Genomic DNA, 13,337 nt, shown 5'->3' with positions numbered 1-13,337 from the left:
GCAACCAATAACTATACCGGCCATACTATACCGGTTCTGAGAGTGGGGTCACGGCCGGACCGCCGGTCACTTCGCCGGAGGGCGAGCGCGGACAGCGCTCCGGCGCCCCTCCGCGCCCGCGAGGGGCGCTCAACGTCCGGGCCGAGCCCGGCGCACGCGTCGGAGGGTCTTCAAGGGGCCGGGTCCGTTCGGCGTTCGAGGGCCGGCCCCAGGTTCTGTCGAGGGTGGCGGCGGGCGACGGGCGGGACGAAGCGAGGCGGAGGCCCGAAGAACACTGCCTAGCCGCCCCGGCGCTCCCGTACCCACAGGGCGAGCCGGGTGCGGTCGCGCAGCCCCAGCTTGCGCAGGATGCTCGTGACGTGGTTCTTGGCGGTGCCCTCGGTGATGAACAGGGCCCGCGCGACCTCCCGGTTGGTGGCGCCCGTGCCGACGAGGCGGGCCACCTCCTCCTCGCGTTCCGACAACCGGGGCGCCTCCTCGCGCCCCGACGGGCGAGGCGGGTCCGCCGCGGGGACGGTGGAGGGGCCTTCGCCGAGCGCGGCGACCAGGAGCTCGGCCGCCGGACCGCCGAGAACGGTCTCGCCCCGGGCGACGCGGCGGATCGCCGCCACCAGTTCCTCCGGCGGCACGTCCTTGAGCAGGTAGCCGCGCGCTCCGGCCCGCAGGCCGCCGAAGACCAGTTCGTCGTCGTCGAACGTGGTCAGCACCAGGGCGGGCACGTCCGGGTACTCCGCGCGCATCCGCCCGATGAGGGCCACCCCGTCCATGCGCGGCATGCGGGCGTCCACCAGGGCCACGTCCGGGAGCGGGTCGGCGGCCGACAGGAACTCCAGGGCCTCGACGCCGTCCGCGGCGTCGCCGACGACGTCGACGCCCTCCTCGATCTCCAGCAGTTTGCGCAGGCCCTGCCGCATCAGGATCTGGTCGTCGACGATCAGGACCGAAACAGTGGTCATGTGGTGCCCCCAGCCGTGCCGGGAACAGTCTCCCGCGTACCGGCGTCCGCGGGGACCTCCGCGCGGAGCCGGAAGCCGAGGGGGCCCGCCGGAGGCATGCTCCCCGGTGCCGTGGCCCCACACGCGCGCTCCCGACAGGTCGGGCTCCCGTGTGCTCCGCCCTCCGGCGTCGTGCCCTCCCGTGCTCGGCCCTCCGGCGTCGTGTCCTCCCGCGTCCGGTCGGTCGCGCACACGTTGCCGCTGAGTACCGTCCCGCCGACGGCCGCGACCCGTTCGGACAGACCCCGCAGCCCGAACCCCGCGCGCACCGCCTCCTCCGCCGCGCCGCCGCCGTTGTCGGTCACCGTGACCGCGACCCCATCGGCGCGGGTCAGCACCTCCACCTCGATCAGGTCGGCGCCCGAGTGGCGCATGGCGTTGGTCAGACCCTCCTGGAGCGCCCGGTAGCAGACCAGCTCGGCCTCCTCCGACATGTCGGGCCAGACCCCGTCGCCGGTGACGGCGAACCCGATCCGGACGCCCCCGCCGTCGAAGGAGGCCGCCATCGCCCGCATCGCGGCCAGCCCCGCGCGCCCCTCCAACACCAGGGGGCGCAGCGCGCGCACCCAGCGCCGGGTGTCGGTGAGCGCCTCCCGGGCGAGTTCGCGGGCCTGCCGCACCTCCTCCCACGCCGAGTCGGGCCGCGCGGTGCGAAAGCGCAGCGCGTTCGACAGCGACATGGTGAGCGCGGTCAGGTAGTGGCCGGTGCTGTCGTGCATCTCCCGGGACATGCGGGCGCGCTCCTCCGCCACGGTGAGCTCGCGGATGCGGTCGGAGCGGCGCCGCAGCTCCCCGTGGGCCTCCTCCAGCGCGGCCAGGAGCTCCCGTGTGTGCTCGGCCCGCCGCGCGGCCACGGTCAGGCCGAGGAACACCGTTCCCGACGCCGCCACGATGAACAGCAGGATCATCCCGGCGAACAGCCCCACCGCGAACGGCAGGTCGGGGACCACCAGGGTCAGACCGACGCTGAACACGAGCACGGCGGAGCCGTAGCCGATGCCGCCCGGCAGCCCGAACACGGCCACCGCGTTCATGGTGCCCACGCACAACAGCAGGAAGGTCGTGTGGTTGCTGCTGAGCATGCAGAGCACGGTGAGGGCGAGGAAGGCGGCGCTGACGGCCCTGCGCGGCCACGGGGACGCCGGGGACCAGGCCAGGAACGGCCACAGCGCGCAGCAGAGCAGCAGGACGCCGACGCTGACGAGCACGGCGGTGTTGGCGACCGGATCGCCGCCGTGGAAACGCATCTGGCCGCTCAGGAACAGCAGCGCGTAAAGGCCGAGGGTGAGTGCCACCGCGCCCCAGAACAGCAGTTCCAGAACGCGGGGCGGACGGTTCTCGTGCAGCGTGACCCAGGAGGACGGGTCGGTCGGGGATCCGGGGGTGCGCATTCTTCCGAGCGTAGTCGGAACGGTCCCGCGCGGACCGCCGGAGGAGGTCATGGTCAGTGGCATGTCCGCACCATGACCTCAGGCATGTCCGGTGTCCGCGAACCGCGTGACCGCACCGTGCCTCGCGGTCGATGCGGTTCCGAAACCCCTTTTCCTAGTGTTGTGCCACGAGAACGGCGAAGGAGAGGAAGAAAAAGAATGAGCGGCACGGACAACCCGGTGGAGGCGAATGTGGAAAGGCCCCGCATTCCCCTTGCGGGAATTCTCGTCACGGCGGTCTCGGTCGTCCTCATGGCCCTCGTCTCCTGGACGGCCTGGCCCGATCTGCCGGGGACGGTGCTCAGCGGACGGACCAACCTGGACGGCACCCCCGACACGGTCCCCCGGGCGGTGCTCGCGCTGGCCCTGCCCCTGACGACCGGCCTCCTGGCGGTCGTGCTGTCGGCCGCGGTGGTCTTCGGAACCCGTCTCCAGAACGGCCTCCAGGGCGCGCTGGGGCTACCGGCGGCGCCGACGGCGCGGAGCGCCGCGCGGGGCATGAGCGCCCTCCTGGGCCTGCTGTCCCTGTTCCTGCTCGTGACGCACGGCGTGCTCGTCCTGGGCCAGGCCGGATGGGACCTCCCGATCAGCCGGGTGCTGGGCGTGGCGACCGGTCTGTTCCTGGTCGGTGTCGGCGCCGTCCTGCCCGCGCCGGAGCCCGGGGCGGACCACGACGGGCCCCTCGTCCGCTGGTGGTCGGCCGCCCACCGCCTCATGAGAACCGGGTTCGTGCTGGTCGGCCTGGCGCAGGCGGCGGTCGTCCTGTTCGTCGACCACACGCTGGCGTGGCTCCTCGTTCCGCTGCTGCTGCTCCCCGCGATGTGCGCGGCCGTGGTGCTTCCGCTCCTGCGCGGTCGGGCCTGAGGCGCAGGTCGGGCAGGGGCGGGTTGTGGCCGGGCGTGAGGAGGGGGTGGATGGTGGCCGGGCGCGCGGAAGGCCTCGGAGCCCGCTGGGGGTGTCCGAGGGCTCGGCAGGAGGTGCCGGAGACGCACCGGGGAGGTTCCGGGGAGGTCATCCCCGCGACCTCCTCCGTTCGCCTCCGCTTGGCCCTGCGTCAGAGCCGGATCTCCTCGGCGTTCACCACCACGCCGTCCTCGTCGCTGTAGAGCCACTCGCCCGGCACGAACGTGACGTCGCCGAAGGTCACGGGCACGTCCAGGCGACCGGCGGCGTCCTTGAGGGACTTGCGGGGGTTGGAGCCCAGCGCCTTCACGCCCAGGTCCAGCCCGCCCAGGGCGCGGGTGTCGCGGACCGCGCCGAAGATCACGGTTCCGGCCCAGCCGTTGGCCACGGCCGCCTCGGCGATCATGTCGCCCATCAGGGCCGACCGCAGCGAGCCGCCGCCGTCCACCACCAGGACCGCGCCGTCGCCCGGGGTGTTGAGGACCTGCTTGACCAGGCCGTTGTCCTCGTGGCAGCGGACGGTGCGGATCCGGCCGGAGAACACCGCGCGCCCCCCGAACCGGCGGAACTGCGTGGAGCAGCTGCGCAGGGTGTCGCCGTGGTCGTCGATGAGGTCCGCGGTGGTGAAGTGCGAGGTCATCGGGGCTCCGTCTCGGGAGGGCGGATGGGTGCCGCCGGGAGGGTGGTCACCCCCAAGCTACTCATCGGTACGCCGGACCTCTCGGGCGGCACGGCGTCTCCTTCGTCGGTGCCCTCCGTCTCTTTCGTCGATACGGCCGTTTCACGGGCCCGGAAAGCCCCGGTTGATGACAGGATGAAGCCTTTCCTGTCACCGAATCATGGGATTCCCGTCACCTTCGGACGGGGCGTCGCCCAGATCCTCCCCCCTGCGCGCGACCCTCCCCCCCTGAACGACCCAATGGAGAGAGATGGTCTCTGAGATCCTCGCCGTCAGCGCTGCCTGGTCCCGGGCCCTGATCGAGTTCACGGCGGACCTGGACCCCTGGGTGCAGAGCGTCGCCTACGTGGGCACCGACCTCTTCCTCGGAGTGTTCGCCGTCCTCTTCCTCGCCGCCTGGTGGCGCGCCCGCTCCGTGGACTCCCGCCTGGTCGGCCTGGCCCTGTTCGCTCCCGTCGCCACCGTCGTCGCCTACACGGTCAGCCGCACGGTGAAGACGTTCTTCGAGCAGATGCGCCCCTGTCAGGCCATGACCGACCTGACCACGATCGCCACCTGCGACCCGCTCGGCGACTGGTCCTTCCCGAGCAACCACGCCGCGATCGCGGGCGCCGCCGCCGCGGCGCTCATCCTGGCCTGGCGCCGCATCGCCGTCCTCGCCGTGCTGCTCGCCGTCCTGGAGGCCTTCTCCCGGGTCTTCGTCGGCGCCCACTACCCGCACGACGTCACGGTCGGCCTCCTCGTCGGCGCCACCGTCGCGGCCCTGGTCTCCCTGGCCGCCTCCCGCCCGATGACCGCCCTCGTGGAGCTGCTCGCCCGCAACGACCGCCTGCGCCCGCTGGTGCGCGCCGAGCGGCCGGCCGCCCCGGCCGCCTCCGACACGGGCGCGCCGCCCCCGCCCGAGGCCCCCGCCCGGGACGGCTACGCCGCCCGGCACTGAGCGGACTCCCGCGTGCCCCGTCCCCGCCCCGGGGGCGGGGCACACGCGTATGTGGCCACGACCACATGGCATGCTTGTCGTGTGTGGTTTTCCCGCGTGAAACGCGGTGAAGCCGCTCAACTTCCGGGGAGAGTGCCGCGATGCTGCTGAGTTTCCGCGTCGAGAACCACAAGTCCATCCGGGAGGAGCAACAGCTCCTGCTCACTCCCGTCTACGACGACGCCCGCCCGCAGGAGGCCGACTGGGAGGCAGCCACGGTCGCGGGGATCTTCGGGGCCAACGCCTCGGGCAAGTCGAACCTGCTGGACGCGCTCTCCTTCATGCGGGACACCGTCCGGTGGTCGATGAGCCACAACGAGCCGGGGAGCGGCATCCAGCGCCACCCCTTCAAGTTGAGCGCGGACGCCCGGGAGGAGCCCTCCACGTTCGTGGTCGACCTCGTGATCGACCGGGTCCGCCACACCTACGGCTTCGGGGTCGACGACGAGCGGGTCGTGGAGGAGTGGCTGTACAGCTACCCCAGACAGCGCAAGCGCGTCGTGTTCGAGCGCGACGGGCAGGAGTTCTCCTTCGGTGACCAGGCCTCGGGGAAACTGCGCCAGGTCAAGGAGATCACCGGTCGGAACGTCCTCTTCCTCACCGTCGCCGCCCGCGCCTCGAACGCGGAGGTGGAACCGGCCTACCGCTGGTTCTCCGAGAGCCTGGTGTCCGCCACGGAACGCAGCCCGGACCACCCGGCCTGGTTGCGTGGAGGAGCGGCCTCCGAGGAGCGCATGACCGCTCTCGGCCGCCTGTTGAAGTCCGCCGACACCGGCATCGAGGCCGTGGAACTGCATGAGCAGGGTTCCGGTTCCGGGCCTGGGACGGCAACCTCCAAAGCAGTGCTGGCCGCAGGGGAAGGGCCCCGTCTGTGGGCTGGGAAGCAGTCTTCACAGGAGCGGCGGGACGACCGCGGATCCAGTGTCGTCCACCACCTCGCGACGGGCAGCGGTAAGACGGCGAGCTATCTGGCGCTCTTCGAAAACCTGATCCGCGAACGCACCACACTCCTCTTCCACCACAGGGGAGAGGAGTCCGCGACCCCGCTCCTGTGGGAGGAGGAGTCACTGGGCACCCGGGCGTTCACCACGATCGGCTTCGACGCCCAGCGTGTACTGGAAACGGGCGGAGCCCTCGTGGTCGACGAGATCGACGCCAGCCTCCACCCCTACCTCTCCGCCAAGGTCATCTCCCTCTTCCAGGACGAGGAGCACAACCCCAAGGGCGCCCAACTGATCTTCACCAGCCACGACGCGGCCCTGCTCGGGCGCGTACGCGGTGAGGAGGTCCTCAAGCGCGACCACATCTGGTTCGTGGACAAGGACGACCGTGGACGGACCTCGCTCTACCCGCTCAGCGACTTCAGGCCCCGGGGAGACGACAACCGCGCCCGGCGCTACCTCACGGGCCGCTACGGCGCGGTTCCGGACGTGGACGACGAACTGTTCCGGGACGCCCTACACCGGCGCGAGCAGTCACGGGAGTCGGAGCAAGCGGCGCAAGAGGGAGCAGCGGGAGACGAGCCTTGACCGCCGCAGGCCGCACCGCGAGGAGAGACGCGTCTACCTCGTCGTCTGCGAGGGCGAGACCGAGAAGCGCTACTTCGACACGATGAAGAAGCACCCGGACGTGCGGCTGCACACCGTCCACGCCCGCAAGGCCAAACACCCCCAGCGCGAGGTCGTGGTCAGGAGCGCGGCCGAGGCGGAGCGGGACGACTACACCGAGCGCTGGGCGGTGTTCGACACCGACGGTGAGGACGTCGCCGCGCTCGTGGCGTCCGCCGCGCGGGAGGGGATCGAGGCCGCTCCCTCCACCCCCACCTTCGAGACCTGGCTCCTCCTCCACCTCAGGGACCACCGGTCCGCACTCGTCACCGGGGCCAGGGCCGAGAAGGAGCTCAGGACGCTCCTGCCGAGGTGGAACAAGGGCGGGACCCGCTTCGAGGACTTCGCCCACGACCTCCAGGAGGCCTGCGAGCGCGCCGAGCGCCTGCCGCCGACGGGCGACCCCAGCACACGGATCCACCAGCTGGTCCGTGCTCTGATCCGCCCCTGACCCCGACACCGGTCCAGGCGCCGACGCCGGGTCCTCGGCCGACGCGGGGCGGGTCATGGTCCTGGTACAGGACACAGCTGACACACTGGTGAGGTGGGTACTCAACAGACTTCAGCAGAGCTTTTCCAGCGTGCCTCCGCCGTCGTGCCGGGTGGCGTGAACTCCCCCGTCCGCGCCTTCGGCGCCGTCGGCGGCACCCCGCCCTTCTTCGTCAAGGGCGAGGGCCCCTACCTCACCGACGCCGACGGCCGCCAGTACGTCGACCTGGTGTGCTCGTGGGGGCCGCTGATCCTCGGCCACGCGGCCCCCGCCGTCGTCGAGGCCCTCCACGGCGCGGTCGACGCCGGGACCTCCTACGGCGCGCCGACCCCCGGCGAGGTCGAGCTGGCCGAGCTGATCGTCGAGCGCACCCCCGTGGAGAAGGTCCGCCTCGTCAACTCCGGCACCGAGGCCACCATGTCCGCGATCCGCCTCGCGCGCGGCTTCACCGGGCGCAGCAAGATCGTCAAGTTCGCGGGCAACTACCACGGCCACGTCGACGCCCTCCTGGCCTCCGCCGGTTCGGGTCTGGCCACCTTCGCCCTGCCCGACTCCCCGGGCGTGACCGGGGCCAGCGCCGCCGACACCCTCGTGCTGCCCTACAACGACCCCGAGGCCGTCGAGCGCGCCTTCGCCGAGCACGGCGACGAGATCGCCTGCGTGATCGCCGAGGCCTGCCCCGCCAACATGGGCGTCGTCGCACCCCGGGACGGGTTCAACGCCCGGATCAAGGAGATCGCGCACGCCAACGGCGCCCTCCTCATCCTCGACGAGGTCCTCACCGGCTTCCGCGTCAGCGCCTCGGGCTGGTTCGGCCTGGAGGGCGTCGCCCCCGACCTCATGACCTTCGGCAAGGTCATGGGCGGCGGCCTGCCCGCCGCCGCGTTCGGCGGACGCGCCGAGATCATGGACCGCCTCGCGCCGAACGGCCCCGTCTACCAGGCGGGCACCCTGTCCGGGAACCCGCTGGCCACCGCCGCCGGCCTGGCCACCCTGCGGGGGGCCACCCCCGAGGTCTACGCCCGCATCGACGAGGTCTCCGCCCAGGTGGCGGCCGAGGTCTCCAAGGCGCTCGGCGAGGCCGGGGTCGTCCACCGGCTCCAGAACGGCGGCAACCTCTTCACGGTGTTCTTCACCGACCAGGAGGCCGTCGACTTCGACACCGCGCGCACCACCGACACCGCGGTCTTCTCCGCTTTCTTCCACGCCATGCTCGACCAGGGCGTGTACCTGCCGCCCGCCGCCTTCGAGGCCTGGTTCTTCTCCGCCGCGCACGACGACGCCGCCGTGGACCGGGTGGTCTCGGCGCTGCCCAGGGCGGCCCGCGCCGCGGCCGAGGCCCAGGGCTGACGCCCAGGGCCGGTACAGCCCCGACGCCCACGACCCCGAAGGAAAGACACTCACGATGACGACGACCACCGTCGTGCACCTGCTGCGACACGGAGAGGTGTACAACCCCGGCAAGGTGCTCTACGGAAGACTCCCCGGCTTCCACCTCAGCGACCGGGGCCAGCAGATGGCGGAGATGACCGCGGAGTGGTTCGAGGGCCACGACATCGCGGCGCTGTTCTCCTCGCCGCTGGACCGCACCCAGGAGACCGCCGTGCCCCTCCAGAAGGCGACGGACCTGCCCGTCACCCTGGACGACCGGCTCATCGAGGCGGCCAACAAGTTCGAGGGGATGAGCCTGTCGCGGCGGTCGGTGCGCGATCCCCGCGTGTTCAGCCGGGTGTACAACCCGTTCCTGCCGTCCTGGGGCGAGCCCTACTCCGAGATCGTCACGCGCATGGTGGAGGCCGTCAAGGTCGCCCGCCGGGCGGCGTGGGGCCGCGAGGCCGTGTGCGTCAGCCACCAGCTGCCGATCTGGATGACCCGCCGCGCCGCCGAGGGCAAACGCCTCTGGCACCGCCCCGACCTGCGCGAGTGCAACCTGGCGAGCGTGACGTCGCTGACCTTCAGCGACCAGCGGCTGACCAGCGTCAGCTACGCGGAACCCGCCGCCGTCCTGTACAAGGACGAGCCCGCACTTCCCGGGGCGTGACCCGGAGCGCGCACCCGTAACGGTAAGCTGGGCCTTCGGGTGCGGTAGGTGCGCGCTCTCCAGCGCCGGACCCGGGGGACACCACCCCGGTCGCACCGGCCGATCCGGGCCCGGGCACGCCGGTGTCCGAACGGCTCCGGTGACCGCATCCGAGCCCCTTGCCGGTTTCCACCGCCCAGCGGTGCGGCATGTCCGTAACCTCCGTCAGCGAGAAGGTGATCCCATGGGTTCCGTCATCAAGAAGCGCCGCAAGCGGATGGCGAAGAAGAAGCACCGCAAGCTGCTCAAGCGCACGCGTGTCGCGCGTCGCAACAAGAAGTAGGACCGGTAGCGGCGAACGTCGTCTCTCCGCGGGCGCGGGCGCGCTCCAGGCACGCCCCGGACGCGGAGACACCGCCGTCCTTGCCCGGCCTTTGCCGGAGCAATGGAATTTTCTGGGTGAGGCGCTGTTGTGCCTCACGGGTCGCGGTCGCCGGTTCACCCCCGGGGGGTGAACGGTCCGCGGACCCGCCGGAACAGCTCCCGTCTCCTCCCAAGGAACGTGTCGCCATGGTTCGTGTCGTACTCGTCACCGGGGTTTCCACACCCCTGGCCGCCAGGGTCGCGCAGACCCTGAGCGAAGAGCCCGGGGTCCGCCGGGTGATCGGCGCCGACTCCTCGCCGCCGCCCACGGACACGCCGGGGGTCGAGTACGCCCATGTCGACCTGCACGACGGGAGCCTGGACAGGATCGTCGCCGACTCCGGCGCCGAACTCGTCCTGCACCTGGGCCTGGACACCACGGGCCGTCCCAACCGCGAGGACAACGTCCTGGGCACCATGCGGGTGCTCGGCGCGGCCCAGCGCTCCACCACCGTCCGGCGCCTGGTGGTGCGGTCCAGCGCCACCCTGGACGCCGACGACGCGGCCGAGGTCGAGCGGCACACCCGCGGCCTCCAGCGCCGCCGCCCCGACCTCTCGGTGGCCGTCCTGCGGTTCGCCAACCTCATCGGCCCCTCCGTGAGCACCCCGCTCACGCGTTACCTGGACTCGCGGTTCGTGCCCACCGTGCTCGGCAGCGACCCCGACGTGCAGTTCCTGCACGAGGACGACGGCGCCGAGGCGCTGGTGCGCATGGCGCTCAGCGACGGCACCGGGTTCTTCGACGTGGCGGGCGAGGACTCGGTCCGCCTCTCGCACTGCCTGCGCCGCGTCGGCGGCCAGCGGCTCCCCGTCCCGGCACGCGGCCTACGGGTGCTGCGCGGCCTGGCCAAGCACGGCCGGATCGACTACGCGAGCTCCAGCACCTCCCGCGCCGTGCGCGCGGGCCTGAACACCTCGGGCATGCGCACCGACTCCCTGGAGCGGGTGCTGGACTGGTCGCCCGCCTACAGCTCGGTGGAGGCCTTCGAGACCTACGCGGGCAGCCGCCGCGGCACGTCCTCGCGCGGAGGCGGTCTGCGGCCCGTCCACGTGCTCGCCCTCGCCAGGGCCACGCTGGGACGCTGAGGGGCCTCCGGTCGGCCCTGGGTGCGGCCCACGGTGCGAAACGCCCGTAAAGCGCATTTGAGGGCTTTGCGGGCAGCATGAGGTGTCCCGGGCCCTTGGGCCCCTTGATCCGTTCCACCAGGCGGTCGCCCGCCAGCGCCACGCCCGCGCGTGGCCCGTGGACGACTCCGGTCCCGGGCCCGCCCCCGTGCGGCGGCCCCCCGACGCGCGGGCACCCCGCCCGTTCGGTCACCCGGCTCGACCGGTCGCCCCGTCCGCTCGGTCCCGCCCGCCTCCGGGCCGCTCGGCCCGACCTGTCCGGTCCCGGTGACCGGCCCTTCCGTCCCGGCCCTTCCGTCCCGGCTCAGCCGGTCCGTCTCTGTCTGACCGCTCGCAGCGCCACGGCACCGGCTACGGCGCCCACGGCGGCCGGAACGGCCACCCGTAGCGCGTTCCGGTGCCGCCGGAAGTCGTGCACCGGCCACCCGTGCGTGCGGGCGTACCTGCGCAGGTCGGTGTCCGGGTTGACCGCGTGCGGACGCCCCACCAGGGACAGCAGCGGCAGGTCGTTGGAGGAGTCGCTGTAGGCGGAGCAGGACGCCAGGTCCCACCCCTCCCTGTGGGCGAGGGCGCGCACCGCCACGGCCTTGGCCGGACCGTGCAGCAGGTCCCCGTTCAACCGCCCCGTGTACACCCCGTCGACGCACTCGGCCTCGGTGCCCAGAGCGCCGGTCAGGCCCAGCCGCCGCCGGATGATCTGGGCCAGCTCCACCGGCGTCGCGGTCACCAGCCACACCGGCCGCCCCGCGTCCAGGTGCCCCTGGACGAGCGCCCGGGTGCCCTCCCAGATCCTGTCGGCCATGGTGTCGTCGTAGATCTCCTCGCAGAGCGCCACCAGATCGTTCACGTCGTGTCCGGCCACGAACGCCAGCGCGGCCTCACGCGCGGCGTTGATGTGCTCGGGCTGCTCGCTGCCGGTCACCCGGAACACCGTCTGCCCCCACGCGAACCGCATCAGGTCGCGGGTGGTGAACAGGTCCCGGGAGGCCAGGCCCCGGGCGAAGTGGTAGATCGACGCACCCCGCATCAGGGTGTTGTCCACGTCGAAGAAGGCGGCCCCGCGCGCGTTCGGGGACACGGCGTCGTGTGACACGGTTCTCTCCTGGCTTGGGTGGGGGAAGCGGCCCTTCGGTGTCGGGGCGGCGCTCCCCGCGTAGTGCGAGCCTACGGCCACCCGCGGGCAGGGTGGGGCCCCTGGGATGCGGCGGCAAACCCGGTGATGAAGATCACAGTGTAAATCCCCGTTGTGGCCTCCACTCTGCGGGATCGTCGCCCACACTGGCCCCCCGAATCTGTATCTAGTGCACATCCACCCGCTAACGTGCAGCATCATTGTCGGGATGGTGACGGTAGGACTGGCATTCATAAGCGCGTTGGTGGGCTGGAGCGCCACCGCCGCGCTCGCCGCGTACGCCCAGCGCCGTCCCAGTGTGGCCGCGGTCGGATGGCTCGTCGCCGCACTGGGTACGACGGTCGGCCTCAGCGCGGCCGTGATCGGCGCGATGTTCGACTTCGGCGGGATCACCTTCCGGCTGCTGCATATCGGCATCAGCCTCCTGGGCCCGCTCTACATGGCCTGGGGTGCGCTGGAGTACGGCGTCCGCTCGCCCCGCGGCCGGTTCACCTCGCGGCTGTTCCTGAGCGCTTTCACCATCGTCCCCCTGGTGGTGCTGTCCGTCGACCGGGTGAGCACCCGCTTCGACGCCTCCTACCCCGCCATGGGCGACCACTACGACCTCATCCCGCGCTCGCTCGTCAACCTCGCGCAGGTCCTCGTCGCGGTCTTCCTCGTCACGGCGCTCGTCGCGGTCGCCAGGCGCGCCTCCGACCACCGCCGCACCGACCTGACGGTGCTGGGGCTGGTCGGCCTGGCCGCGCTGCTCTCCGTCGTGGTCGGCCGCTTCGGCCTCGGCTTCGGGGGACCGCTGCTGATGCTCGGCTCCGTCGCCGCGCTGTGGGGGGCCGCCGCCATGGCCGCGCGCCCGCGCCGCGACCCCTACGACGATGACGACTACTACGACGACTACGACGACGACGGGGGCGCGGACCCCGACGACGAACTCCCGGAGGAGCCCGTGCGCCGCAAGCGTCGCCAAGCCGACCCCTACGACGACTACTACGACGGTCCGCCGGTCCGCCAGGCGCCGCCCGGCAAGCTGCGCGGCGTCATCACCATCTACACGCTCGCCGACGGCCAGGGCCCGGGTTTCGACCGCATCGCCGACGCCCTCGTCGCCCAGGTCTCCCACAGCGAGCCGGACACCCTGCTGTTCGCCTGCCACACGGTGCCCAGCGCGCCGCTCCAGCGCATCGTCTACGCGATGTACCGCGACGAGCTGGCGCAGGAGGAGCACGAGCAGCAGCCGCACGTCCTGGAGTTCGCCCGCCTCAGCCCCCAGCACGTGGTCGCCACCAACGTGATCGAACTCTCCCTCGCGGGCGCGGCGGCCAGCGACGGCCTCGCCGCCATGCTGATGCCCCGCTGAGCAGGGCCCGTAAGGCCCGCGGACGGGGCCGCAGCGCCCCTTCTCGCCCCGCGAGAGGTCTCGAACCGGTCTAGTTGTCCAGTCGGGACAAACCGGTGGAAGACCCCGGGCGTCCCACCTGTGGTGAAGTAGCCTTTCCGACAGGTTTCCATGACCGGCGCCCGTCGGGCGCCGATGGCGTGTGACCACGACCGGCGGGA

Annotated in this window: 12 protein-coding genes and 1 pseudogene; 9 read left to right on the top strand and 4 right to left on the bottom strand. The window is 72.2% G+C overall.

Features of this window, described 5'->3' with window-relative positions:
• Nucleotides 1-278 precede the first annotated feature (278 nt).
• Both EV372_RS07985 and EV372_RS07980 read right to left on the bottom strand, forming a co-directional pair.
• Nucleotides 279-956 carry a response regulator gene (locus EV372_RS07985; RefSeq protein ID WP_130395477.1) on the bottom strand — a complete coding sequence of 226 codons (678 nt, stop codon included), beginning with the start codon at nucleotides 954-956 and terminating at the stop codon, nucleotides 279-281.
• Nucleotides 953-2,386, bottom strand: coding sequence for a sensor histidine kinase (locus EV372_RS07980; protein ID WP_130395476.1), 1,434 nt, complete (start codon nucleotides 2,384-2,386; stop codon nucleotides 953-955). Before EV372_RS07980 ends, EV372_RS07985 begins: the two co-directional genes overlap by 4 nt.
• A gap of 198 nt (nucleotides 2,387-2,584) precedes the next feature.
• Here EV372_RS07980 and EV372_RS07975 point away from each other — a divergent pair, with 198 nt between their 5' ends.
• Entirely contained in the window at nucleotides 2,585-3,289 is a 705-nt protein-coding gene (locus tag EV372_RS07975; RefSeq protein WP_130395475.1) for a hypothetical protein, read from the top strand.
• 190 nt (nucleotides 3,290-3,479) lie between these two features.
• On the opposite strand, the gene rraA is transcribed toward EV372_RS07975, so the two are convergent.
• Nucleotides 3,480-3,968: a ribonuclease E activity regulator RraA gene (gene rraA / locus EV372_RS07970; protein WP_130395474.1), complete on the bottom strand. Its 489-nt coding sequence runs from the start codon at nucleotides 3,966-3,968 to the stop codon at nucleotides 3,480-3,482.
• A gap of 289 nt (nucleotides 3,969-4,257) precedes the next feature.
• Here rraA and EV372_RS07965 point away from each other — a divergent pair, with 289 nt between their 5' ends.
• The 7 genes and pseudogenes from EV372_RS07965 to EV372_RS07935 all read left to right on the top strand — a co-directional run bounded on the left by EV372_RS07965 (nucleotide 4,258) and on the right by EV372_RS07935 (nucleotide 10,612).
• Nucleotides 4,258-4,947 carry a phosphatase PAP2 family protein gene (locus EV372_RS07965; RefSeq protein ID WP_130395473.1) on the top strand — a complete coding sequence of 230 codons (690 nt, stop codon included), beginning with the start codon at nucleotides 4,258-4,260 and terminating at the stop codon, nucleotides 4,945-4,947.
• 140 nt (nucleotides 4,948-5,087) lie between these two features.
• A complete protein-coding gene (locus tag EV372_RS07960; protein WP_130395472.1) occupies nucleotides 5,088-6,515 on the top strand; it encodes an ATP-binding protein in 1,428 nt (475 codons plus the stop codon).
• Nucleotides 6,516-6,561: 46 nt separating this feature from the next.
• Nucleotides 6,562-7,044: pseudogene (locus EV372_RS07955) on the top strand (RloB family protein); the annotation flags it as partial.
• 93 nt (nucleotides 7,045-7,137) lie between these two features.
• Nucleotides 7,138-8,433 carry a glutamate-1-semialdehyde 2,1-aminomutase gene (gene hemL, locus EV372_RS07950; RefSeq protein ID WP_130395471.1) on the top strand — a complete coding sequence of 432 codons (1,296 nt, stop codon included), beginning with the start codon at nucleotides 7,138-7,140 and terminating at the stop codon, nucleotides 8,431-8,433.
• 55 nt (nucleotides 8,434-8,488) lie between these two features.
• A complete protein-coding gene (locus EV372_RS07945; protein ID WP_130395470.1) occupies nucleotides 8,489-9,124 on the top strand; it encodes a histidine phosphatase family protein in 636 nt (211 codons plus the stop codon).
• A gap of 223 nt (nucleotides 9,125-9,347) precedes the next feature.
• The gene (locus EV372_RS07940; protein WP_013155353.1) at nucleotides 9,348-9,446 is read left to right on the top strand and encodes a 30S ribosomal protein bS22; all 99 of its coding nucleotides are present in this window, start codon (nucleotides 9,348-9,350) and stop codon (nucleotides 9,444-9,446) included.
• Nucleotides 9,447-9,673: 227 nt separating this feature from the next.
• Nucleotides 9,674-10,612 (top strand): NAD-dependent epimerase/dehydratase family protein, encoded by a 939-nt coding sequence (locus tag EV372_RS07935; protein ID WP_130395469.1) that lies wholly within the window; start codon nucleotides 9,674-9,676, stop codon nucleotides 10,610-10,612.
• A 343-nt stretch (nucleotides 10,613-10,955) separates the two neighbouring features.
• On the opposite strand, the gene EV372_RS07930 is transcribed toward EV372_RS07935, so the two are convergent.
• Nucleotides 10,956-11,744 (bottom strand): HAD family hydrolase, encoded by a 789-nt coding sequence (locus EV372_RS07930; protein ID WP_013155351.1) that lies wholly within the window; start codon nucleotides 11,742-11,744, stop codon nucleotides 10,956-10,958.
• Between the two features lie 247 nt (nucleotides 11,745-11,991).
• Here EV372_RS07930 and EV372_RS07925 point away from each other — a divergent pair, with 247 nt between their 5' ends.
• Nucleotides 11,992-13,137, top strand: coding sequence for a putative quinol monooxygenase (locus tag EV372_RS07925; RefSeq protein WP_130395468.1), 1,146 nt, complete (start codon nucleotides 11,992-11,994; stop codon nucleotides 13,135-13,137).
• Nucleotides 13,138-13,337 lie beyond the last annotated feature (200 nt).

This window comes from Nocardiopsis sp. CNZ308, from assembly GCF_004217075.1.
Note: the sequence above shows the minus strand (reverse complement) of the source record. Positions and strands in the feature narration are given on the sequence as shown.

What these genes read in the sequence shown, in the direction of transcription:
- EV372_RS07985 (WP_130395477.1), bottom strand. Translation starts at nt 956, where the DNA reads ATGACCACTGTTTCGGTCCTGATCGTCGACGACCAGATCCTGATGCGG.
- EV372_RS07980 (WP_130395476.1), bottom strand. Translation starts at nt 2,386, where the DNA reads ATGCGCACCCCCGGATCCCCGACCGACCCGTCCTCCTGGGTCACGCTG.
- EV372_RS07975 (WP_130395475.1), top strand. Translation starts at nt 2,585, where the DNA reads ATGAGCGGCACGGACAACCCGGTGGAGGCGAATGTGGAAAGGCCCCGC.
- rraA (WP_130395474.1), bottom strand. Translation starts at nt 3,968, where the DNA reads ATGACCTCGCACTTCACCACCGCGGACCTCATCGACGACCACGGCGAC.
- EV372_RS07965 (WP_130395473.1), top strand. Translation starts at nt 4,258, where the DNA reads ATGGTCTCTGAGATCCTCGCCGTCAGCGCTGCCTGGTCCCGGGCCCTG.
- EV372_RS07960 (WP_130395472.1), top strand. Translation starts at nt 5,088, where the DNA reads ATGCTGCTGAGTTTCCGCGTCGAGAACCACAAGTCCATCCGGGAGGAG.
- EV372_RS07945 (WP_130395470.1), top strand. Translation starts at nt 8,489, where the DNA reads ATGACGACGACCACCGTCGTGCACCTGCTGCGACACGGAGAGGTGTAC.
- EV372_RS07940 (WP_013155353.1), top strand. Translation starts at nt 9,348, where the DNA reads ATGGGTTCCGTCATCAAGAAGCGCCGCAAGCGGATGGCGAAGAAGAAG.
- EV372_RS07935 (WP_130395469.1), top strand. Translation starts at nt 9,674, where the DNA reads ATGGTTCGTGTCGTACTCGTCACCGGGGTTTCCACACCCCTGGCCGCC.
- EV372_RS07925 (WP_130395468.1), top strand. Translation starts at nt 11,992, where the DNA reads ATGGTGACGGTAGGACTGGCATTCATAAGCGCGTTGGTGGGCTGGAGC.